21 protein-coding genes and 3 pseudogenes are annotated in these 21,704 nt (G+C 63.6%); 10 read left to right on the forward strand and 14 right to left on the reverse strand.

The features are described from left to right. Positions 1-86: 86 nt before the first annotated feature. The gene (locus tag AB3L03_RS17520) at positions 87-2,312 is read left to right on the forward strand and encodes a PAS domain-containing hybrid sensor histidine kinase/response regulator (RefSeq protein WP_204514031.1); all 2,226 of its coding nucleotides are present in this window, start codon (positions 87-89) and stop codon (positions 2,310-2,312) included. A 101-nt stretch (positions 2,313-2,413) separates the two neighbouring features. Beyond that, positions 2,414-3,041: pseudogene (locus tag AB3L03_RS17525) on the forward strand (histidine phosphatase family protein). A 431-nt stretch (positions 3,042-3,472) separates the two neighbouring features. Here the strand turns inward: AB3L03_RS17525 and coaA are convergent. The 7 genes from coaA to hisB all read right to left on the reverse strand — a co-directional run bounded on the left by coaA (position 3,473) and on the right by hisB (position 8,235). Further along, positions 3,473-4,429, reverse strand: coding sequence for a type I pantothenate kinase (coaA, locus tag AB3L03_RS17530; protein ID WP_007598451.1), 957 nt, complete (start codon positions 4,427-4,429; stop codon positions 3,473-3,475). 20 nt (positions 4,430-4,449) lie between these two features. Beyond that, a complete protein-coding gene (locus AB3L03_RS17535) occupies positions 4,450-4,776 on the reverse strand; it encodes a phosphoribosyl-ATP diphosphatase (RefSeq protein WP_007598445.1) in 327 nt (108 codons plus the stop codon). 100 nt (positions 4,777-4,876) lie between these two features. Continuing rightward, positions 4,877-5,653, reverse strand: a complete 777-nt coding sequence (hisF, locus tag AB3L03_RS17540; protein ID WP_085349252.1) for an imidazole glycerol phosphate synthase subunit HisF — start codon at positions 5,651-5,653, stop codon at positions 4,877-4,879. A gap of 10 nt (positions 5,654-5,663) precedes the next feature. Beyond that, positions 5,664-6,410 (reverse strand): 1-(5-phosphoribosyl)-5-[(5-phosphoribosylamino)methylideneamino]imidazole-4-carboxamide isomerase, encoded by a 747-nt coding sequence (hisA, locus tag AB3L03_RS17545; protein ID WP_368508964.1) that lies wholly within the window; start codon positions 6,408-6,410, stop codon positions 5,664-5,666. Continuing rightward, entirely contained in the window at positions 6,398-7,048 is a 651-nt protein-coding gene (gene hisH, locus AB3L03_RS17550; protein ID WP_018459628.1) for an imidazole glycerol phosphate synthase subunit HisH, read from the reverse strand. Before hisH ends, hisA begins: the two co-directional genes overlap by 13 nt. Then, a complete protein-coding gene (locus AB3L03_RS17555; RefSeq protein WP_368508965.1) occupies positions 7,045-7,575 on the reverse strand; it encodes a DUF2628 domain-containing protein in 531 nt (176 codons plus the stop codon). The genes hisH and AB3L03_RS17555 overlap by 4 nt, the downstream gene beginning before the upstream one ends. A 66-nt stretch (positions 7,576-7,641) precedes the next feature. After that, the gene (gene hisB / locus AB3L03_RS17560; RefSeq protein WP_368508966.1) at positions 7,642-8,235 is read right to left on the reverse strand and encodes an imidazoleglycerol-phosphate dehydratase HisB; all 594 of its coding nucleotides are present in this window, start codon (positions 8,233-8,235) and stop codon (positions 7,642-7,644) included. 189 nt (positions 8,236-8,424) lie between these two features. On the opposite strand from hisB, the gene hslV reads away from it, so the two are divergent. The 5 genes from hslV to AB3L03_RS17585 all read left to right on the forward strand — a co-directional run bounded on the left by hslV (position 8,425) and on the right by AB3L03_RS17585 (position 12,597). After that, positions 8,425-8,985, forward strand: coding sequence for an ATP-dependent protease subunit HslV (gene hslV / locus AB3L03_RS17565; RefSeq protein ID WP_018459630.1), 561 nt, complete (start codon positions 8,425-8,427; stop codon positions 8,983-8,985). Between the two features lie 3 nt (positions 8,986-8,988). Continuing rightward, entirely contained in the window at positions 8,989-9,474 is a 486-nt protein-coding gene (locus AB3L03_RS17570) for a GNAT family N-acetyltransferase (RefSeq protein WP_085359563.1), read from the forward strand. Next, entirely contained in the window at positions 9,471-10,088 is a 618-nt protein-coding gene (locus AB3L03_RS17575; protein WP_085349248.1) for a DUF2585 domain-containing protein, read from the forward strand. The genes AB3L03_RS17570 and AB3L03_RS17575 overlap by 4 nt, the downstream gene beginning before the upstream one ends. A 75-nt stretch (positions 10,089-10,163) precedes the next feature. Further along, the gene (gene hslU, locus AB3L03_RS17580; protein WP_368509057.1) at positions 10,164-11,444 is read left to right on the forward strand and encodes an ATP-dependent protease ATPase subunit HslU; all 1,281 of its coding nucleotides are present in this window, start codon (positions 10,164-10,166) and stop codon (positions 11,442-11,444) included. Positions 11,445-11,472: 28 nt separating this feature from the next. Continuing rightward, positions 11,473-12,597, forward strand: coding sequence for a hypothetical protein (locus AB3L03_RS17585; protein ID WP_368508967.1), 1,125 nt, complete (start codon positions 11,473-11,475; stop codon positions 12,595-12,597). On the opposite strand, the pseudogene AB3L03_RS17590 reads toward AB3L03_RS17585, so the two are convergent. The 3 genes and pseudogenes from AB3L03_RS17590 to AB3L03_RS17600 form a co-directional block, all read right to left on the reverse strand. Next, a pseudogene (locus AB3L03_RS17590) lies at positions 12,594-13,183 on the reverse strand (Smr/MutS family protein). The gene AB3L03_RS17585 and the pseudogene AB3L03_RS17590 sit on opposite strands and share 4 nt — an antisense overlap. Further along, positions 13,180-14,703, reverse strand: coding sequence for a murein transglycosylase A (locus AB3L03_RS17595; protein WP_368508968.1), 1,524 nt, complete (start codon positions 14,701-14,703; stop codon positions 13,180-13,182). The pseudogene AB3L03_RS17590 and the gene AB3L03_RS17595 overlap by 4 nt, the downstream one beginning before the upstream one ends. Then, positions 14,681-15,377, reverse strand: a pseudogene (locus AB3L03_RS17600) (Tim44/TimA family putative adaptor protein). Before AB3L03_RS17600 ends, AB3L03_RS17595 begins: the two are co-directional and overlap by 23 nt. 415 nt (positions 15,378-15,792) lie before the next feature. Here AB3L03_RS17600 and secB point away from each other — a divergent pair. Further along, on the forward strand, positions 15,793-16,275 hold the full coding sequence (secB, locus tag AB3L03_RS17605) for a protein-export chaperone SecB (protein WP_007598595.1): 483 nt from the start codon (positions 15,793-15,795) through the stop codon (positions 16,273-16,275). Here the strand turns inward: secB and dnaQ are convergent. Genes dnaQ through AB3L03_RS17625 form a run of 4 tightly spaced genes read right to left on the reverse strand, consistent with a single transcriptional unit; the run spans position 16,272 to position 19,105 of the window. Continuing rightward, the gene (gene dnaQ / locus AB3L03_RS17610) at positions 16,272-16,988 is read right to left on the reverse strand and encodes a DNA polymerase III subunit epsilon (protein ID WP_018459637.1); all 717 of its coding nucleotides are present in this window, start codon (positions 16,986-16,988) and stop codon (positions 16,272-16,274) included. The genes secB and dnaQ overlap by 4 nt on opposite strands. Before the next feature lie 28 nt (positions 16,989-17,016). Beyond that, entirely contained in the window at positions 17,017-17,616 is a 600-nt protein-coding gene (coaE, locus tag AB3L03_RS17615) for a dephospho-CoA kinase (protein ID WP_085349243.1), read from the reverse strand. A gap of 23 nt (positions 17,617-17,639) precedes the next feature. After that, positions 17,640-18,248, reverse strand: a complete 609-nt coding sequence (locus AB3L03_RS17620; protein ID WP_204512922.1) for a nucleoside triphosphate pyrophosphatase — start codon at positions 18,246-18,248, stop codon at positions 17,640-17,642. 17 nt (positions 18,249-18,265) lie between these two features. Further along, positions 18,266-19,105 (reverse strand): pyruvate, water dikinase regulatory protein, encoded by an 840-nt coding sequence (locus AB3L03_RS17625; protein WP_018459640.1) that lies wholly within the window; start codon positions 19,103-19,105, stop codon positions 18,266-18,268. A 458-nt stretch (positions 19,106-19,563) separates the two neighbouring features. On the opposite strand from AB3L03_RS17625, the gene hemJ reads away from it, so the two are divergent. Next, on the forward strand, positions 19,564-19,998 hold the full coding sequence (gene hemJ / locus AB3L03_RS17630) for a protoporphyrinogen oxidase HemJ (RefSeq protein ID WP_204512921.1): 435 nt from the start codon (positions 19,564-19,566) through the stop codon (positions 19,996-19,998). 246 nt (positions 19,999-20,244) lie between these two features. Further along, positions 20,245-21,510, forward strand: a complete 1,266-nt coding sequence (gene rho / locus AB3L03_RS17635; RefSeq protein WP_007598612.1) for a transcription termination factor Rho — start codon at positions 20,245-20,247, stop codon at positions 21,508-21,510. The last annotated feature ends 194 nt before the right edge of the window (positions 21,511-21,704 follow it).

Below are 21,704 nucleotides of genomic sequence, written 5' to 3' on the forward strand. Positions count from 1 at the left end.
AGGGCCTCAAACTGTTCGCAAGGTCGGCGGCACATCGTCGTTTACAGCGAGCGTAGCGTTTTATGAAAACAGTCGGGTCGGTGGCGATGGGTCGGACGTTCCGGATCAAGGTGCGCATGCGCCGCTTCAGGCGACAGCACCCCCGAATCGCCTTTGCGATCCGCTCCTTCATGATCTTCTCGGCGACCTTCGGCGGCGCCTATGGGTTTGTCTCCGGCAGCCGGTCCGAGACGTCCGGCTACGATCCCAATGCGTTTGCGATCGGCGTCAGCTTCCTGTTCGCGCTCGCCTGCCTCGGCCTCGCCACGCTCAGCATGCGCCTGCGCTTCGTCAACAAGCGGATGCGGGCGCTGGCTGCCCACAACGAAACGCTGATCGACCGCAATTGGGAGCTGAAGGAAGCGGAAGAACGCGCCCGCAACCTGTTCGAACAGCAGGGCGATCTGATCGTGCTGCGCGACACAAATGGCTGCATCACCTTCGCCAACGACGCCTATTGCGCGCTTGCCGGACAGGCGCGCGGCGCGCTGGTCGGCACGCGCTTTGATTTCGCCGTGCTGGAGCAGGGCGACAGCGCTCGCGAGAGCAACGGCACGCGGATTCACGACCAGAAGATCGCAACCCCGCTCGGCGCGCGCTGGATCGCCTGGCGCGAAGGCTATGTCCGCCTCGACGCCGGCCAGCCCGCCGAATTGCAGAGCGTCGGACGCGACGTCACCGACCGCACCGAGACCGAGCGCGCGCTGTCCGACGCCCGCGATCAGGCCGACGCCGCCAACCGGGCCAAATCGCGCTTCCTGGCGATGGCCTCGCACGAGATCCGCACGCCGCTGAACGGCATCATCGGCATGGGCGGGCTGCTGCTCGACACCACGCTAACGCCGGAGCAGTCGACCTACGCCAGGGCCGTGAAGACCTCCGGCGAAGCGCTGATGGCGCTGATCGAGGAGCTGCTCGACTATTCCAAGATCGAAGCCGGCAAGCTCGACCTCGAGCAGCGACCCTTCGCGCTCTCGGCCCTGATCGAGGACATCACCGAGCTGCTCGCGCCGCGCGCGCAGGCGAAGCAGCTCGAGATCGCCGCCTATGTCGACGAGCGGCTGCCGCTCGAAGTGGTCGGCGACGCCGCGCGGCTGCGCCAGGTGCTGCTCAACCTCGCCGGCAACGGCATCAAGTTCACTGCGAGCGGCGGCGTCGCGCTGATCGTCGAGCCCGGCATCTGGCCGAACGAGATCAGTTTTCTGGTGCGCGACACCGGCATCGGCATCGCAGCCGACGCGCAACAGCGCATCTTCCGCGAATTCGAGCAGGCCGACGAACGCGTCGCCCGCACCTATGGCGGCACCGGCCTCGGTCTCGCCATTAGCGAGCGCATCGTCAAGCGCATGGGCGGCCGCATCACGCTCACGAGCGAGCCGGGCAAGGGTTCGACCTTCGAGGTCGCGATTCCGCTCGCGCCAGCGCACGCTGGCGCAGAACAGACGGCGTTCCCCGGTCCCGATCTCACCGGCAAGTCGATCCTGCTGATCGCCGACGGCATCGAGGCCTCCTTGATCGCGCGCCGGCTGGAGCGCTGGGGCGGCCAGACCTGCATGGTGACGGACGTCGCCGTGGCGGAAGCGCTGCTGCCGGAACGCTCATGGCATTCGGTCCTGATCGATCGCGCGCTCGGCGCTGCCACCGCCGACCGCCTCGGCGAAGCCGCACGCAGTCATGCGACGCAACGCCTCGTGCTGCTGACGTCCGGCTCGCGCCACGAGAAACTTTCGCCGGCCTTCACGGGCTTCCTGGTGAAGCCGCTGCGCGCGGCCTCGCTCGCCGCACGCCTCACGCTACCCCCGGAGGTCGCCTCGCCCGATCTCGCGCCGGAGCCCTCGGCCCCATCCACCGCCGCGGTACCGGCGAAAGGCCTGTCGGTTCTCGTCGCCGAGGACAACGAGATCAACGCGCTGTTGATGCGCTCGCTGCTGACGAAACTCGGCCACCGCGTCGTCATCGCGATCAATGGCGAGGCCGCGCTGGAATCCTGGCTCGGCGCGGCATCGGCCGGCACGCCCTATGATCTCGTGCTGATGGACATCCAGATGCCGCAGCTTGACGGCATCGAAACGACAAAACGAATCCGTGCGCATGAGGCAGCTAGAGGCGGCCATCACACGCCGATCCTCGCGCTCACCGCCAATACGCTGGTGGAAGATCGCTACGCCTGCTTTGAAGCGGGCATGAACGGGTTTCTGATCAAGCCGCTCGATCGCGAGAAGCTGGAAGAGGCGCTGGCCGGACTGGCGGCGGCGCGGCAGCTCGCGGTTTGATTCGGATTTCATAGGAACCTGATCTCGGCCGGTAATCGACAATTGAAATCGACCGCGTCGCACGTCACCATCCTCTGGGGCATTTAAACAGAGGATTTCGCATGAACGTGCTTTGCCGCCTCGCTTTCGTGATCCTTCTCTGTGGTTCCACTCAAGCCGCCGCGGCCGATAGCTCGCAACTGATCGCCTCGCTCAAGCAAGGCGGCTACGTGCTGGTGTTTCGCCACACCGCTACCGACGACAGCCAAAAGGATGTCTACCCTTTCAAATTCGACGACATGAGCGCCCAGCGTCAGCTCAGTGAAAAGGGCCGGGACATGGCGCGCCAGATCGGGACGGCCATCAAGGAACTCGCGATCCCGATCGGCGACGTCTACACCAGCCGGCTGAACCGCGCGATCGAGGCCGGCAGACTGATCTCCGGCCGCGAGATCAAGCCGGTCGACGCATTGACGGACAGCAGTAACGCGAGTGCGTCGGGCATGGCAAATCCGACCGGTGCAAATGCAAAGGCGGGCCAGGCCGTGCGGCAGCTCGTCGATGCGCCGCCCAAGGCCGGCACCAACCTTCCTGGTCACCCACAAGACCAACATCGCCGATGCCTTCGGCAAGGATGCCGGGGACGCTCAGGAAGGCGAAGCTTTCGTCTACCGGGCAAGCACCACCGGTGCGGCGGCTTTCGCAGGACGCATCAAGCCTGCGGATTGGATCGCGAAGGCAGGCAAGTGAGCCACCTGCCGGCGACGCACGTCAGCTTGGGTGCGGAGCAGGCCGGGCGCTCGGCATCACTGCGCGCTCCGACGGGATGAACCGTTATGCGGCATAAGCCATAAACCGCGGGCGCAGACAGCTTGTCATGCGGCGCCTGGCCTCCCCTGAACATGGTGTCTACCTGGGCGGCGCGCTTGCAATGCGGACACACGAAGAGATGCGCGATGATCGGGGTCGGCTCGTCCGCGAGCAGTTCGGAGCGGAACCACTTCATCTCGATATGGCAGTCCGGGCAGGTCGGTGCTTCGAGATGCTCGGCGGCGCTTCTGAGACGATCAACCATGGGGCCCGTTTGCGTTTCCGAAAGCCATAACCAAATACCCCTCGCCGGTCTGCAACAAAAGATACTCAGCCCGAAATTTGACAAAGGGCGCCGTCCATCAAGGCTGCTACAGCCGCCTGAGCGCCACGCTCGCCACCGTGTGATCGGCGCCCTTCTTCAGGATCAGGGTCGCGCGGGGACGGGTCGGCAGGATGTTGTCCTCGAGATTGGCGAGGTTGGTGCGTTCCCAGATCGCGATCGCGGTGGCGGTGGCTTCCTCGTCCGACAACAGCGCGTAGCGGTTGAAGTAGGATTTTGGATTGGTGAACGCGGTGTCGCGCAGCGACAGGAAGCGCCTGATGTACCACTGCCGCAGCGCGGCCTCGTCGGCGTCGATATAGACCGAGAAATCGAAGAAGTCGGAGACCACGGGCACGGCCTTGCCGTCACGCGGCAGCTTGCCGGTCTGCAGCACGTTGACGCCCTCGACGATCAGGATGTCGGGCTGGTCGATCTCGGCCCACTGGTTCGGCACAATGTCGTAGGTCAAATGCGAATAGACCGGCGCGCGCACATGGCGGCGGCCGGCCTTGATGTCCGAGAGGAAGCTGAGCAGCAGCGGCAGGTCGTAGCTCTCCGGAAAACCCTTCTTCTGCATGATGCCCTGCCGCTCCAGCACGGCGTTGGGATACAGAAATCCGTCGGTGGTGATCAGCTCGACCTTGGGACGCGGCGACCAGCGCGCCAGCAGCGCCTGAAGCACGCGGGCCGTGGTGGATTTTCCAACCGCGACCGAACCGGCGACGCCGATGATGTAGGGCATCTTGCGGTCGCGGATATTGAGAAACTGGCGCTCCGCGTAATAGAGCCGCTGCATCGCATCGACATAGATCGACAGCAGGCGCGACAGTGGCAGGTAGATGTCCTCGACCTCCTGCAAGTCGAGGCGGTCGTGCAGCGAGCGTAGCCGGTCGAACTCGCCCGGCTCCAGCGTCATCGGCGTGTCGTCGCGCAGTCGCGACCACTCCTCGCGCGTATAGACGCGGTACGGATTATACTGCTGCTCGGGTGCGCGGATATCCATGACGCGACTCTCCACCTCGGCTAGCTGCCGCCCTTACGCGACGCCTTTTCTTCCAACCCTGACATATTGGTCCGCTTGTCCAATGCGGCCTCGACCTCTTCCAGCTTTACGCCGCGGGCCTTGAGCAGCACAAGGAAATGATAGAGCAGGTCGGCGCCTTCGGCGATCAGATGCGCGCGATCGTTTTCGACTGCTGCGATTACGGTTTCGACTGCCTCCTCACCGAACTTTTTGGCGCAATGTTCGGCGCCCTTGTCGAGGAGCTTGCGGGTATAGGACGCCTCGCCACCCGCTGCCGCGCGGGCGTCGATGGTCTCGGCCAGATCGTGGATGGTGAAACGCGGCATACAAATACTCGGAAAACGCGCCTTGGCCGATGATTGGCCGGTTTCTGACGGGATAAGCCGGTTCCCGCCGATGATTTAGCATTTTTAGGAACGGGAGTCGTCAGGCATCGAGGCGCATGGGCAGCCCGCGCCGGGACATGTGCTCCTTGGCTTCGCGGATGGTGAATTCCCCGAAATGGAAGATCGAGGCGGCCAGCACGGCGGTGGCGTGGCCGTCGCGAATACCGTCGACGAGGTGGTCGAGATTGCCGACGCCGCCCGAGGCGATCACAGGAACGGGAATGCTGTCGGCGATCGCCCGGGTCAGCGGGATGTCAAAACCCTGCCGTGTGCCGTCGCGGTCCATCGAGGTGAGCAGGATTTCACCGGCGCCGAGCGAGACCACCTCCTGGGCATATTCGACGGCATCGATGCCGGTCGAGTTGCGGCCGCCATGGGTGAAGATCTCCCAGCGCTCTCCGCCACCGGCGCGCTTGACCCGCTTTGCGTCGATCGCGACCACCACGCACTGCCCGCCGAATTTCTCGGCGGCTTCCTTGACGAACTCGCGCCGCGACACCGCGGCGCTGTTGATCGAGACCTTGTCCGCACCGGCGCGCAGCAGGGTCTTGATGTCGCTCACCTCACGCACGCCGCCGCCGACGGTGAGGGGCATGAAGCAGGCTTCCGCGGTGCGCCGGACCACGTCCAGCATGATGCCGCGATTCTCATGGGTCGCGGTGATGTCGAGAAACGTAAGTTCGTCCGCGCCGGCGGCGTCATAGGCGATCGCCGCTTCGACGGGGTCACCGGCATCGCGCAAATCGACGAAGTTGACGCCCTTGACAACGCGGCCGTCCTTGACGTCGAGGCATGGGATCACGCGCACCTTGAACATCGGAGGTCTCCTAGGCAGCGCGTGCGTTGCGGATCAGGGCGAGGGCGGACGCGGGATCGAGTCGGCCGTCATAGAGCGCGCGACCGGCGATCGCGCCGGCGAGCTTTTTCGCGCGCGGCGTCAGCATCGCCTTGACGTCCTCGATCGAGGCGAGGCCGCCGGAGGCGATCACGGGAATCGAGATCGCATCCGCCAGCGCAATGGTCGCATCGAGATTCAAGCCTTTGAGCAGGCCGTCGCGCGCGATGTCGGTGAAGATGATGGCGGCAACGCCGGCATCCTCGAAACGCCGTGCGATCTCCAGCACCGTCACCTGCGAGGTCTCGGCCCAGCCTTCGACCGCGACCTTGCCGTCACGTGCATCGAGCCCGACCGCGACGCGGCCGGGGAATTTCCTGGCGGCAGCATTCACCAATTCGGGGTCGCGCACCGCGGCGGTGCCGATGATGACGCGGGTGATGCCCTTTTCGAGCCAGGCTTCGACAGTCGCGAGATCGCGAATGCCGCCACCGAGCTGCACCGGAATCGTGATCGTCTTCAGCATCGCCTCGACGGCCTGCGCGTTCACAGGCTTCCCGGCAAACGCGCCGTCGAGGTCGACGACGTGGAGATACTCAAAGCCCTGCGCGACGAAGCTCGCCGCCTGCGCAGCGGGATTGAGGTTGAACACGGTCGCGCGCGCCATGTCGCCCTGTTCGAGGCGCACGCATTGGCCGTTCTTGAGGTCGATCGCGGGAAAGAGAATCACGGTTTCCATCGCAAAAAATTCGAGATCAGGGCGAGGCCGAAGCGCTGGCTCTTCTCGGGGTGAAACTGCGTCCCGATCGCGGTGTCCTTGCCGACGATCGCGGTGACGGGCCCGCCGTAATCGGCGCGCGCGAGCACGTCCGCCTCGTTGGTGGCGTTGAGGTGGTAGGAGTGCACGAAATAAGCGTGCTGGCCCTTGGGGCCGAGCGGCAGCCTGTCCAGCACCGGATGCTCGCGCAGCACATCGAGCGTATTCCATCCCATGTGCGGGATCTTCAGCCTCTCGTCGTTCGGCGTGATCTTCTCGACGTCGCCGCCGATCCAGTTCAGCCCTTGCGTGATCACATGCTCCTTGCCGCGAGTGGCGAACAGCTGCATGCCGACGCAGATGCCGAACATCGGCCGCGCCTTGACGCGCACCGCTTCGGTGATCGCCTCGACCATGCCGTTGACGGCATCGAGCCCGCGCCGGCAATCAGCGAAGGCACCGACGCCCGGCAGTACCAGACGGTCGGCGCTGTAGGCCTGGTCCGGATCGCTGGTGACGAACACCTTTTGCGGGTTGTCCATGCCGCGCGCGGCGCGCTCGAACGCCTTGGCGGCCGAATGCAGATTGCCGGAACCGTAATCGATGATGGCGACGCTCATCTTGACCCTCCCGGTTCTGGAAACAAACCAATGATGCCACCTGCCGGCATTGGCGGCGGGTTGGAGAATTGCTGACCCGGCACGTTGCGGGTCGGCGGCGGGCCACCGCGATCGACGGCCCATTGATCGTTGACGATGCCGCGCTGCTTCTGGCTCCAGCGCTCGAAGAAGCGGCGCTCGGCGGTGTCCTCGTCGTCGGAAATCACCACGTCGAGCTGTCGCCATTTACCGCGCGAGAGCGTCCAGCGGCGCAGGCTGGAGGCCTCGAATCCCATCAGCAGCGCGACGATGACGTCGGCGAAGACGATCGACGACCGGCCGACGCCAAGGCTGGACAGCCCGACGTTGAACGCGGCAACGAAGATCACCCAGCCGATCAGCGCCAGCCACAGCCGATTCCACAGCAGCCAGACCGGTCCGAAGATCATCGCCCAGAAATGGAAGCCGTCGCGCACGAAGACGAACTTGTCGGTCGCGCGCAGATCGGCTCCTGCGGGGGAGGGAGCATGAACTGTGTAGACGGACATGGCGATGGCCCGTTCCCTAGGAATACAGTGATACCGCAAACGGCGCGCGCCGCGGGCCGAAAGATGTCAGCCGCCGAGCGAGCCCTTGGTGGACGGGATTTCGCCCACCGCCTTCGGATCGATCGCGACGGCGGTACGCAGCGCCCGTGCCAGACCCTTGAAGCAGGACTCGGCGATATGGTGGCTGTTATCGCCATATAGGGTCTCGACGTGAAGAGTCACGCCGGCGTTCATGGCGAAGGCCTGGAACCACTCGCGCACCAGCTCGGTGTCGAACTCGCCGATCTTGTCGCGGGGAAAGTCGACCTTGAACACCAGGACCGGGCGGCCCGAGATGTCGATGACCACGCGTGACAGCGTCTCGTCCATGGGCATGTGCGCGCCGGCATAGCGGGTGATGCCCGCCATGTTGCCGAGCGCCTGCTTGACGGCCTGGCCGAGCGCGATGCCGGTGTCTTCGGTGGTATGGTGATGATCGATGTGCAAATCGCCGACCGCCTTGACCGTGAGGTCAATGCGGGAATGGCGGGCGAGGAGATCGAGCATATGGTCGAAAAAGCCGATGCCGGTCGCGATATTGGACACGCCGGAGCCATCGAGGTTCACGGTGACCTCGATGTCGGTTTCCTTGGTCTTGCGCTTGATCGTCGCGGTGCGCATCAAAACACGCTTCCATCCTAGTTCGGGCCGAAAACGCCGGTCTTTTAACAGCCAAATGACGCCTTCGCTACTGCGGCAACGGCTGGCCGGGCCTCTACTTCTGCCTATGGTGAGCGAATTGGGCCCGGAGCGGCCCGTTGTGCCCCCGCTCCCGACCGCCTAAATCAGCCCGGTCAACGAGGATCATTCATGCAGGACTCCCCAAACAGCTCGCCGGGCTGGCACGGCACCACGATTTTGACGGTCCGCAAGGGCGGCAAGGTGGTGGTCGGCGGCGACGGCCAGGTCTCGATCGGCCAGACCGTGATCAAGCACAACGCCAGGAAGGTCCGGAAACTCGGCAAGGGCGACGTCATCGGCGGCTTTGCCGGCGCCACCGCCGACGCCTTCACGCTGTTCGAGCGTTTGGAAGCCAAACTCGAGCAATATCCGGGGCAATTGACCCGGGCCGCCGTCGAGCTCGCCAAGGACTGGCGCACCGACCGTTATTTGCGGCGGCTGGAGGCCATGATGATCGTCGCCGACAAGGACGTCTCCCTGGTGCTGACAGGCACCGGCGACGTGTTGGAGCCCGAAGCCGGCGTCATGGCGATCGGCTCCGGCGGGAATTACGCGCTGGCGGCCGCCCGCGCCCTACTCGACACCGACAAGGACGCCGAGACCATCGTCCGCCGCTCCCTCGACATCGCCGCCGATATCTGCGTCTACACCAACCGCAATGTGACCATCGAAGCGCTGTCGGCCGGGTAGGCCATGGCCCTCGCCTACACCTTCCGCCCGATGACCGCGGCCGTTCTGCCGCTGATTCGGCGATGGCTGGGCGAAGCGCATGTGCGGGAATGGTGGGGCGATCCGGACGAGCAGTTCGCGCTCGTGAGCGGCGATCTCGGCGAGCCGGCAATGGACCAGTTCATCGTGTTGGCCGACGGCAAGCCGTTCGGCTATCTTCAATGCTACCGCCTGACCGCCTGGAATACGGGTCTTGGGCCGCAACCGGAGGCCACCCGTGGCATCGATCAGTTCATCGGCGAAAGCGACATGATCGCGCGCGGGCACGGTTCGGCATTCATCCGGCAATTCGCCGACGCGCAGTTGCGGCAGGGCCTGCCGCGCATCGTCACTGATCCTGATCCGCTCAACGCGCGCGCCGTGCGCGCCTATGAGAAGGCCGGCTTTGTCCGGGAACGCATGGTCGAGACGCCCGACGGGCCCGCACTCCTGATGGTGCGCGAGCCATGACGCTGGCAACCACGCATGAGAGCAGGGCCGCGTTTCCGCCGCTCGCCTGGGTCGGCATCGCGCTGCTGCTGCTGGCGATGCAGGCCTCGATCCTGCTTGCGATGGGCCGGGTGCCGATCTGCACCTGCGGCTATGTCAAGCTGTGGCATGGCGTGGTGAACAGCTCGGAGAATTCGCAGCACATCGCCGACTGGTACACCTTCTCGCACATCCTGCACGGCTTCCTGTTTTACGGGCTGACCTGGCTGCTGTTCGCGCGGCTGCCGTTCGTGTCTCTGTCCTGGCCCGCCCGCCTGATCATCGCCATTCTGATCGAAGGTGCCTGGGAGATCGTCGAGAACTCGCCCTTCATCATCGAACGCTACCGCGCCGGCACGATCTCGCTGGATTATTTCGGCGACAGCATCGTCAATTCGATCTCTGACAATTTGTCCATGATGCTGGGTTTCCTCGTAGCGCGCCTGCTGCCTGTATCAGTGACCATCCTGCTTGGGCTCGCCTTCGAAATCATGCTGGCGCTGCATATTCGCGACAATCTGACGCTCAATATCCTGATGCTGATCCATCCGATCGAGGCCGTGAAACTATGGCAATCGGGTCCGCCGATCATCTGACGGCAAAAAAAGCGGCTTGTCCCGCCCCGCATCTGATCCTAGCTAAGGTCCCATGACAGACTTCTCCCCCGCGAAATCGTTTCCGAACTCGACCGTTTCATCGTCGGCCAGGCCGATGCCAAGCGCGCCGTCTCGATCGCGCTGCGCAACCGCTGGCGGCGGCAGCAGCTCGAAGGCTCCTTGCGCGAAGAGGTGCTGCCGAAGAACATCCTGATGATCGGCCCGACCGGGGTCGGCAAGACCGAGATCGCGCGGCGGCTCGCCAAGCTTGCCAACGCGCCGTTCCTGAAGGTCGAGGCGACGAAATTCACCGAGGTCGGCTATGTCGGCCGCGACGTCGAGCAGATCGTGCGCGATCTCGTCGAGGTCGCGATTTCCCAGGTCCGCGAGCGCAAGCGCAAAGACGTGCAGGCACGTGCGCAGCTCGCCGCTGAGGAGCGCGTACTTGATGCCCTGGTCGGCGCCAATTCCAGCGCCGCGACGCGGGACTCCTTCCGCAAGAAGCTGCGCGCGGGCGAGCTCAACGACAAGGAAATCGAGATCGAGACGCAGGGCGGCGGCAGCGGCTTTCCGATGTTCGAGATCCCGGGCATGCCTGGCGCGCAGATGGGCGCGGTGTCGATCGGCGATATCTTCGGCAAGCTCGGCGGCCGCAGCAAGACGCGGCGGCTGACGGTGGAGAGCTCGCACGAGATCCTCATCAACGAGGAATCCGACAAGCTGCTCGACAGCGATCAGTTGACGATGGAGGCGATCAGCGCGGTCGAGAACAACGGCATCGTATTCCTGGACGAGATCGACAAGATCTGCGCCCGCGAAGGCCGCGCCGGCGGCGACGTCTCGCGCGAGGGCGTGCAGCGCGACCTGCTGCCGCTGATCGAGGGCACCACCGTCTCGACCAAGCACGGCGCGGTGAAGACCGACCACATCCTGTTCATTGCCTCAGGCGCCTTCCACGTCGCCAAACCGTCCGACCTGTTGCCGGAACTGCAGGGCCGCCTGCCGATCCGCGTCGAGCTGCAGGCGCTGACCCGTGACGACATGCGCCGCATCCTGACCGAGCCCGAGGCCTCGTTGATCAAGCAATATGTCGCTTTGATGCAGACCGAAGGCGTCACGCTCGACATCACCGACAACGCCATCGACGCGCTTGCGGACGTCGCGGTGGCCGTGAATTCCACCGTCGAGAACATCGGCGCGCGGCGGCTGCAGACCGTGATGGAGCGGGTGCTGGACGAGATCTCCTTCACCGCCCCAGATCGCAGCGGCGAGACCGTCAGGGTCGACGCCGATTTCGTGCAGAAGCACGTCGGCGACCTCGCCAAGAACGCGGATTTGAGCCGGTTCATTTTGTAATTCCGGACGGTCGCGCTATGGATGCGGCGTGACCGCACGCTTCCTGCAAAACCCCTGGCGCCTGCTGCTCGCGATCAACGCGGCAATCATCGTTGGCGTCTTCGTTCACAAGATCCAGCTGCCGCCTTACGTCCCCTACATCCACCTCCTCGTCGATTACCATTTTGGCTTCATCAAGCGCGCGCTGATCGGGACGATCGTCGCGCTGTTCACCGACAAGGTGCCGCTATGGCTGGTGTTCGCGCTCGGCGGCGCGACATGGCTGGTGACGCTCGGGCTGTACGCAAGACTATTCCAGACAACGTTCGGCTTCACCGCGAAGACATTGCCGACGTTCGTCTTCATCGCGGGCTCGCCGTTCTTCCTCAAGAACTTCATGCACACGCTCGGCCATTTCGACATCTATGGCTGCGCGCTGGCGATCGTCCTGCTGCTGGTGCCGGCCGGCTCGCTGCTGTTCGTGGCGCTGGCTGCGCTGTTCTCGATCGTTCTCGTCCTGATCCACCACATCCATCTCTTGATGTATGTGCCGACCGTCATCACCATCGTCGTGATCAGGCATTATCTGACGCATGGCTGCGATCGCACCAATGTCGCGTTCGGCATCATGGCCCTGCTGGCCGTCTCCGCGCTGTTCTTCGCCGCGCAGTTTTGGGGAACGATGCCGGTCCCGGAGGCGGATTTCGTCGCCGATCTGAAGAGCCGGATGGCCGATCCGTCGCGGACCGACCTGCTGCAGTTTGCCTACATCTGGTATCAGCCGTTGGCGAAGGAGATTTCCGACACCTGGGGCCGCCTGCCGCACAACATCCTCGGCGTGCCCGTGTTCGCGCTGCTGATCTGGCTGCACACACCGCTGTGGCGCTATTTTGCGAATTTGATCGGCGCGCTCGCAAGCGACACGCATCGCCGCCTCGTCATTGCGGCGCTGATCGGCGTCAGCCTCGCCTGTGTCGTGATGTTCGTGATGGTATTCGACTATTCGCGCTGGATCTCGAACTGGGCAGTCTGCATGTTCCTGATCCTGCACGCGGTGAAGATGCTGCCCGCCGCACGCGAGACGCCGCTGATTTCGGCGGAAGATCGGAAGACAAATATCTTCGGCCTGATTGTCACATTGATCCCGCGCGTCGGAATCGTGCGGCCGTTCTAGTATCTCGCCCGCCTGATCCGCACGTAGAGCGCGCCCTCGCCGCCATGGCCGATGCCGGCTTCCTCGAACCCCACGACGAAGGCGCGGAATTCCGGCAGGCTCAGCCATTCCGGCACCTGACGGCGCAGCACGCCGCTTTCGCCGCCGCTTCGGCCCTTGCCGGTGATCACGAGCACAAAGGTCAGGCCGTCATGGTGGGCGCGGTGCAGGAAGCCGCTCAGCGCGCGGTGGGCACGCATCTGGGTCATGCCGTGCAGATCGAGCCGCGCCTCGATCTCGCTGCGCCCGCGCGACAGCTTTGTGCGCTCGCGCTTGCCGAGCGGCGCCAGCGGCGGCACCGCCGGCTTCGCTGCGCGCGGTGCCGGGGCAGCGGCAATCGGACGTGGCGACGGCGCAAGCCGGGGGCGGGCGCTGCAGGCGAAGACTCGGTGCGTGGTGCAGCTTGCGCCTTCGCCGCACGATGCTTTCTCAGCGGCTTGACCTGCTTTGCGACCGTATCCCACAGCGCGCGCTCTTCCTCACTCAGCGCGCGACGGCGCGGCGAGGGACGAGGCTCCAGCACGGGCGGACGGGACGATCGCTTCATTGTTGCCGATGGGGGCGATTTTTCACCGGCCGCCGCGGCTCCTGAACTGGCTCGATCACGGGACGCGGCACCGGCAGCGGGACTGGACCGGCGACAGCGACCCTCTCGCTCTTGCTTTGCAGCTCGGCAGGCGGCTTGTCCTTCGCAGGCTCCGTTTGCGGAAACAGCTTTGCGATCTTCTCCGAGGGCCGCGGGTCCGGCACCGGGAGCCGCGCGCCGCGCGTTGTGGGATCGAGGCTCTTCGGCACCAGCATCACGAAATGCATGGCATGGCGCAGCCGTCCGGAGACCCGGCCGGCATCCTGACCCGCGCCGAAATAGAGATCGGCGCGCGCCGGACCGATGATGGCCGAGCCCGTGTCCTGCGCGATCATCAAGCGATGGAACGGCGTCTTCGCGCGTTCGGAATCGATCGGCAGCTCACCTTCGATGAAAAACGGGGTGCCGTAGACGTGGAGCGATTTGTCGACCGCGATCGAGCGGCCGGCCGTCAACGGAATGCCTTGCGCGCCGACCGCCTCCTCCTTGTCGGATAGATTGACCTCGCGAAAGAAGATGTAGGAGCGGTTCTGGCGGCGCAGCTCCTTGGCACCGTCAGGGGTCTGCGCCATCCACTCCCTGATCTTCTGCATCGACATCTCTTCCTTTGGAATGATGCCGCGCTCGATCAGGATGCGACCGACCGCCGTATAGGGATAGCCGTTATAGGCGTCGTAGTTGAGCCGGACCGTGCCGCCGTCGTCGAACTTGATCCGCGCCGAACCCTGGATCTGGGCGAACAGCAGATCGGTCGGGTCCTTCAGCCAGGCAATCTCGAGTCCGCGGCCGGCGATCTTGCCGTCCTCGATCTCGGCGCGGTCGTAATAAGGCACGAGCTTGCGGCGGCCGATCTTGCGATAGACCGGGCCCTTGTTGGGCAGGCTGACCGAATCCTGCTTGTAACCGCGCACAAAGAGATTCGAGGGGCGGCGATAGACCGGGACGTTGTAGACGTCGGTGTGCGTGCGCGATCCCTCCAGCACCGGTTCGTAATAGCCGGTGACGAAACCATCGGGCTCGCCGAGGCGCGAGATCCGCAGCGGCGCAAAATTCTCCTCGAAGTAGGTTTTGGCCCGAGCGTCGTCGGTAAGCTCGAGCGATTTGGCGACCCGGCAGGGTTCGCCCAGCGAGGCGCCCAAAGCCTTCGGTTCGGGAGCGCCGGTCTGCGCGTTGATCGGACGGCAGCTCGCGCGAAAGGTCTTGTAGGCGGCGAGATGATTGTCGTCGCCCCAGCCCTTCACGTCGGCCCAGGCCAGCGGCAGATATTGGGCGCCGGGAATTTCGAGCGGCAGGGGAAGCTGCGGATATGGCAAGGCGCGCGGCGGCGCGGCAGGCAATTCCGGGAGATGATGGTGATGGCTGCGATAGTGGCGCCGCGCCGCCTCAGCGCCGAGTGAAAACGACGACAGCGCGACGGCACCTGCGCAAAGCGCCGTCGCGCTGGTCTTCAGGAAAACCTTAATTCGCGCTTCCGGTGCCAACCAGCTTCCAGTTCGGATCGCGAGAAGTGATGTCGCGGGCGAAAGTCCAGATGTCGGTGATGTCGGCGACCGTGTCGGCGCTTCCGTCGACGATGTTGCCGGCCTTGTCCCGGGTGGCCGAGATCATCTGCGAGACGAAGCGGATCGTGAGCTGGGCGGTGCGGTCGCGCAGTTCGGCGCCGACGAGCTCGGCCTTGTCGATCGAGACAAAACGCGTCTCGGTCTTCTGCTCGTTCTTCTCGCGCTCCTTGATCGCGGCATCGAAGCTTTCATAGACCTCCGACGACAGCAGGTCGCGCAGCGCGCGGCGGTCGCCATTGGCAAAGGCCAGCACGATCATCTCATAGGCGCCGCGGGCGCCGGAGATGAAATGCCGCGGATCGAAGGTGGAATCCTTTTCGACGATGGCGTCGAGACCCTGGGCAAGCACGGTGCCCGGCTCGGTCAGGCCCTTCCAACGGTCGGAGGGCGGGGTCGGCTCGGCCGCCGGCGCCAAGGGAGCCTGGTCGATGACCTTGCCCGGCATGGTGACGACGTTCTTGTCCTGGGCGCCCTGGAGCGCGTTGCGGTCGAACGGCGGCCGCTCGTTGCCCGTGCGCTGCCCCAGCACGCTGCGCAGCCTCCAGAAAGATGAAGACCGCCAGCGCCAGGAAGATGATGGTGTAGATGTCCACGTCGTATTCGCTTTCTGGTCGTCTGTAGAAGGGGCCGTCTCGAAAGGATCGTGCCGGGAAAATCGATCCGGCCAGTAGACCGTTCCATACCGGAACGGCAAGTCTACATCACCATTTTGGGTCCGCGCGTCAGGTCCGTGGGATGTAGGCACGAAATCTTGCCCGGCCAATGGCGCCTTTTGGCACAGCACCGAGTGTAGCGCGTTTTATGCTTAAGGGGAAACCCGATCCTGCCCGGAAATCGCGCATCTTCAATCGTTTAAGGCGCAGTTGCGCGGGATCGCCGGGGTGAACGCCACAGTTGTGGGCGTGGCCGGATTTCCCCATCCGGGACCGTTCGTCCTTGTGGAACGAGGTAGCCCTATGTTAGCCAACCGCCGCGAAATTCAGCCCAATCGGGTAAGGAGACACTCTTATGACCAACGGTAACGGCACCCCTCCCGAGGCGGCCCAGGCTCCCCAGCTCAACGTCCTGGCGCAATATACCAAGGACCTCTCGTTCGAAAATCCGAATGCGCCCAGCTCGCTCCAGCAGCAGAGCCAGCCGCCCCAGATCAACATCCAGATCAATGTCAGCGCCAACAATCTCAGCGAACAGGAGTTCGAGGTGACGCTGTCGGTCGAGGGCAAGGCCGAGACCGCCGGCAAGATCATGTTCTCGTTCGAGCTCGCTTATGCCGGCGTCTTCCGCATCTCCAACGTGCCGAAGGACAATTTGCATCCGCTGGTCATGATCGAATGCCCGCGCCTGCTGTTCCCGTTTGCCCGTGAGATCATCGCCACTGCCGTGCGCGACGGCGGGTTCCCGCCTTTGATGCTGGATCCGGTGGACTTCGTCGGCCTCTATCGCCAGAACATGGAGCGGCAAATGGCCGCTCAGCCGAGCGGCCAGGCTTAACCAGCCAAAGGGGCGGCTGGAGCGGGCAAGAACTCGTTCCAGATCGCCTTGTCGCCGAGCGTTGCGATGAAGGCCCGGTGGGCCTCGCGCTCGGCGTCCGAAATGCGCGGGGTGAGCGGCGCCGGCCGTTGCCGCCGAGGCGCATCGGCAGCCCCATTGGCGCGAGTCTCTTCGGATTCCGAAGCAAGCAGCAGCTGCGACTGCCGCGCCCCGACCAGATCCACATAGACTTCCGCAAGCAGCTCGGCGTCGAGCAATGCGCCGTGCTTGGTGCGGCGTGAATTGTCGATCGCATAGCGTGAGCAGAGATCGTCGAGCCGGTTCGACACGCCGGGATGCTTGCGCCGAGCCAGCAGCAGCGTATCGACCAGCCGCTCGCGCGGGATCGCCGGGCGCTTGATCCGGTCGAGCTCGGCATTGATGAAGCTGATGTCGAACGAGGCATTGTGGATCACCAGCGGCGCGTCGCCGATGAACTCCAGAAAATCGTCGACGACCTCGTGAAACAGCTGCTTCGTCGCCAGGAATTCGGCCGACAGCCCGTGCACCGCAAAGGCTTCTGCCGGCATGTCCCTTTCGGGATTGATGTAGACGTGGAAACTCTGCCCCGTCGGCATGCGATTGAGCATCTCGACGCAGCCGATTTCGACCAGGCGATCTCCCCGCAACGGGTCAAGGCCGGTGGTTTCTGTGTCGAGAACGATTTCGCGCATGATCTGGGAAGCCGTGTCAGGCGGCGAATCAGGCGCGCCGCTGCGGCATCTTAACGACGTCGGCGAGGATGTGCGCGATTTGGGCGCGCACCGGTTCGAGTCCGTGGGATGTATCCACCACGAAATCGGCACGCCTGCGCTTTTCCGCATCGGGTGTCTGCTTGGCGATGATGGCGTCGAGCTTGGCCTCGTCCATCGTGCCGCGCGCCAGCACCCGCTCGCGCTGCAGTTCCGGAGACGTGGTGACGACGACTACGGCATCGACCCGCGTCTCGCCACCCGTCTCGAACAGCAGCGGTATGTCCAGCACCACGACCGGCGCGTTGGCGGCTTCGGCGTCGGCGAAGAACTTTTTCCGGGAAGCGCCGAGCATCGGATGGACGATCTGCTCGAGCTGCTTGATGGCCGCAGGATCGTGCACCACACGCGCCGAGAGTTTTGGCCGATCAACCTTGCCGTTCGCGGTAGTGCCGGGGAAGGCGGCCTCGATCGCGGGTGCGGCCTCGCCCTCATAGAGCTGATGGACGGCCGCATCGGCATCGTAGACAGGCACGCCAGCCTCCGCGAATAATTTCGCGGTGGTGGATTTGCCCATCCCGATCGAGCCTGTCAGTCCCAGGATCCGCATCAGCGCCCAACCATATCTGCCAGTCACACCGCAACTAGCCGCTCGCGCCGCAGGAACGCAAGCAGCGGCAGCAGCGGCAAGCCGAGAATGGTGAAGTGGTCGCCCTCGATACGCTCGAACAAATGGATCCCCAGGCTTTCGAGCTGATAGCCGCCGACGCTGGTGCTGACGGCGCCGCCGGCGATGTCGAGATAGGCCGAAAGCTCGGCCTCGGTCATCTGCCGCATCGTGAGGCGGGCAACCGAGACGTCCTCGAAGATGATCTCGCCATCGCGTGCGATCGCCACGGCGGAATTCAGCTCATGGCTATGGCCGGAGAGATCGCGCAGCTGCGCCAGCGCCTGGGCGCGGCCCGCTGGCTTGTTGAAGAGGCGATCGCCAAGCGCCAGCGTTTGATCAGCACCAATGACGGTGCTTCCAACGTGATGGGCCGAGACTGCCTTGGCTTTTTCGCGCGCCAGCAGCAGGGCGATCTCGCGCGGACCAGAAAGCCCGGAGGCGGCCTGGATGCCGCGCTCGTCGATATCAGCCGTGATCGCCTTGAACTCGAGCCCGGCATTGGCCAGGAGCATCTTTCTCGCGCTGCTCTGCGAGGCCAGGATCAACGAAGATTTGCCGAGCCACAGACCCATCGCGAAACTATCCCAAACTATTCAGAAGGCCGGTTACGCTGACGATCGCTGTAGAGTTTCATGATCGCCGCGGCGGTTTCCTCGATCGAGCGCCGCGTGACGTCGAGCAGCGGCCAATCGTGCTTGGCGCTCAGCTTGCGGGCAAATGCGACCTCCTCGGCGACCGACTGCTTGTCGGTATAAGTGTCGCTGCTGGAATCGGCCCCCATGGAGAGCAGGCGGTTCGTGCGCACCTGGATCAATCGTTCCGGCGTCGCATGCAAGCTCACCACCAGCGGTCGCGTCAACGTCTCCAGCTGCGAGGGCACCGGAATGCCTGGAACCAGCGGCACGTTGGCAGTGCGGATGCCTCGGTTGGCAAGGTAGATCGACGTCGGGGTCTTGGAGGTGCGGGAAACGCCGACGAGCACCACGTCCGCGTCGTCGAGCCCTTCGACATGCTGGCCGTCATCGTGGATCATCGTGTAGTTCAACGCGTCGATACGCTTGAAGTATTCGGCATTGAGCACGTGCTGGGCGCCGACCCGGCCGGTCGTGGCAGCTCCGAGATAGGCCTCGAACAACTGCATCACCGGCCCGATGATCGACAGGCTCGGAACATTGATCCCCTTGCACTTGTCCTCGAGCCTCGAAACCAGATCCTTCTCGAGCAGCGTGAACAGCACGATTCCCGGCGCTTCCTCGATCTCGTCAAGCACGCGATCGAGCTGTTTCTGGCTGCGCACCAGCGGATAGACGTGCTCGACCGGGGTCACGTTGGCGTACTGGGCAGCAACGGCGCGCGCGACCGTGATCAGCGTCTCACCGGTGGAGTCGGAGACGAGGTGCAGATGGAAATAATTGTTCGAAGTCGGCACAAAAGCCCTTTGTATGGAGTCGGTGTGGTTTGTGGATTTCTGTGGAGCTTAACCCCCCGGAAAGGGATGTGCGACACCGGGGGCGGGACAAGTGCCAATTTCTTCACACCACTGCCCCTGAGAACAACTTCGACGCCCTCCCGAAAAGGAAACGGGATTGCGTCGATAACCCTCTTGATAAGCTGCCGACAGAAACGCGCAAGCCTTTGAAGCTGACCGCCTTATCGAAAGCGGCCGGAGCTGTCAGAGGATATGTTGATGGATGTGAACAAGCGCGTGTGAATGGGCGGACGGAAATGTGTGAGTCCAATTCACCGTCACATAGACTCAAACCTTAAGAATCTAAGATTCTTATTGGAGAAGGGCGCTACGGACGGATATGTGTGCAGGTAAGACCTTAACGAGTTCTTACTATCCCCAGCGTTCCCTTCGGCCAGGCGGCAATCCGGACCCGAGACATGTTTGAAGACGTCTATCTCTGGATCAAGGCGCTGCATGTGATCGCCGTCATCTCCTGGATGGCGGGCATGCTCTATTTGCCGCGACTGTTCGTTTATCATTGTGAGGCCGAAATCGGCTCGAAGCAGTCGGAAACGTTCAAGATCATGGAACGGCGGCTGTTCAAGGCGATCATCAACCCCGCCATGATCGTGACCTGGCTCGCCGGGCTCTATCTCGCCTGGGCTGGCCACTGGTTCACTTTCGGCTGGCTGCACGTAAAACTGGCACTGGTCCTAGCGATGTCCGCGGTCCACGGCTTTTTTTCGCGCTGGCTGAAGGATTTCGCAGCGGATCGGCGCCTCCGGAGCCAGAAATTCTATCGGATTATCAACGAGGTACCAACTGCCTTGATGATTCTGATCGTCATCATGGTGATCGTGAAGCCGTTCTAGGCAGCGGTCGCGAACAATCGCTCAGTGCTTCTGCTTGCGGAGTGTGAGGCGATTTTCTATATTAGCGATATCCCACCCAACGCAGGCGGATGTGGTCGTGTCTGAGCTTTCCAGAGGCCGGACACCCCATCAGGTTTGAAGCCTCACCGGCGCTCTCCTTGCCAGACCTGCGGACCTTACCTTTTCGCGTCCGCATTTCAGAGCCTCCTCGCACCCCCTCCCAGGTTACCCCACAGGACCACCCCAATGCGGGAAATCAAACTCCAGGACCTCAAGTCGAAGACGCCGGCCGAGCTCGTCTCGTTCGCGGAAGAGAATGGGGTCGAGAATGCCAGCACCATGCGCAAGCAGGAGCTGCTGTTCGCCATCCTCAAGCAGCTTGCGCTCGCCGAGACCGACATCGTCGGCGAAGGTGTCGTCGAGGTTCTCTCCGACGGCTTCGGCTTCCTCCGCTCGCCCGATGCGAATTATCTGCCGGGCCCGGATGACATCTACGTTTCGCCCTCGCAGATCCGCCGTTTTGGCCTGCGCACCGGCGACACTATCGAAGGCCACATCCGCAGCCCGAAGGAGGGCGAGCGCTATTTCGCGCTGCTGAAGGTCAACACGCTCAATTTCGAGGACCCGGAAAAGGCCAAGCACAAGGTCAATTTCGACAACCTCACGCCGCTGTTTCCGAATCAGCGCTTCCGCATGGAAATCGACGACCCCACGCGGAAAGACCTGTCTGCAAGGGTGATCGACATCGTTGCGCCGATCGGCAAGGGTCAGCGCGCGCTGATCGTCGCGCCGCCGCGCACGGGCAAGACCGTGCTGATGCAGAACATCGCGCACTCGATCGCGCATAATCATCCCGAGTGCTATCTGATCGTGCTCCTGATCGACGAACGTCCGGAAGAAGTCACGGACATGCAGCGCTCGGTGAAGGGCGAGGTCGTCTCCTCGACCTTCGACGAGCCGGCGGTGCGCCATGTCCAGGTCGCCGAGATGGTGATCGAGAAGGCCAAGCGTCTGGTCGAGCATGGCCGCGACGTCGTGATCCTGCTGGACTCCATCACGCGCCTCGGCCGCGCCTACAACACCGTGGTGCCGTCATCGGGCAAGGTGCTGACCGGTGGTGTCGATGCCAACGCGCTGCAGCGGCCGAAGCGGTTCTTCGGCGCCGCCCGCAACATCGAAGAGGGCGGCTCGCTGACGATCATCGCGACTGCGCTGGTTGATACCGGCAGCCGTATGGACGAAGTCATCTTCGAAGAGTTCAAGGGCACCGGCAACTCCGAGCTGATCCTCGATCGCAAGGTGTCGGACAAGCGGACCTTCCCGGCGATCGACATTTCGCGCTCCGGCACCCGTAAGGAAGAGCTGATCACCGATCCGGTGGTCTTGAAGAAGATGTACGTGCTCCGCCGCATCCTGAATCCGATGGGGACGATGGACGGAATCGACTTCCTGCTCGACAAGCTCCGCTCGACCAAGAGCAATTCCGAGTTCTTCGATTCGATGAACACCTGATTGCAATGCAACATGATTAAAGGGCGCCTTCGGGCGCCCTTTTTCTTTGTGCGGCTTTGTTGCAGCGGAGGGAATAGCGGGATCGAGGGATGCCGCTCATTCCGTTGGAAGTGGGTCTTGCAGGAGACGCTCGGGAGTTTTTTGCATCGCACCATAGGTTTTGCTGCGAGAATCCATGCAGCATAATCGCTCGA

Origin of the sequence: Bradyrhizobium lupini (genome assembly GCF_040939785.1) — a bacterium.
GTDB lineage: Bacteria > Pseudomonadota > Alphaproteobacteria > Rhizobiales > Xanthobacteraceae > Bradyrhizobium > Bradyrhizobium canariense_D.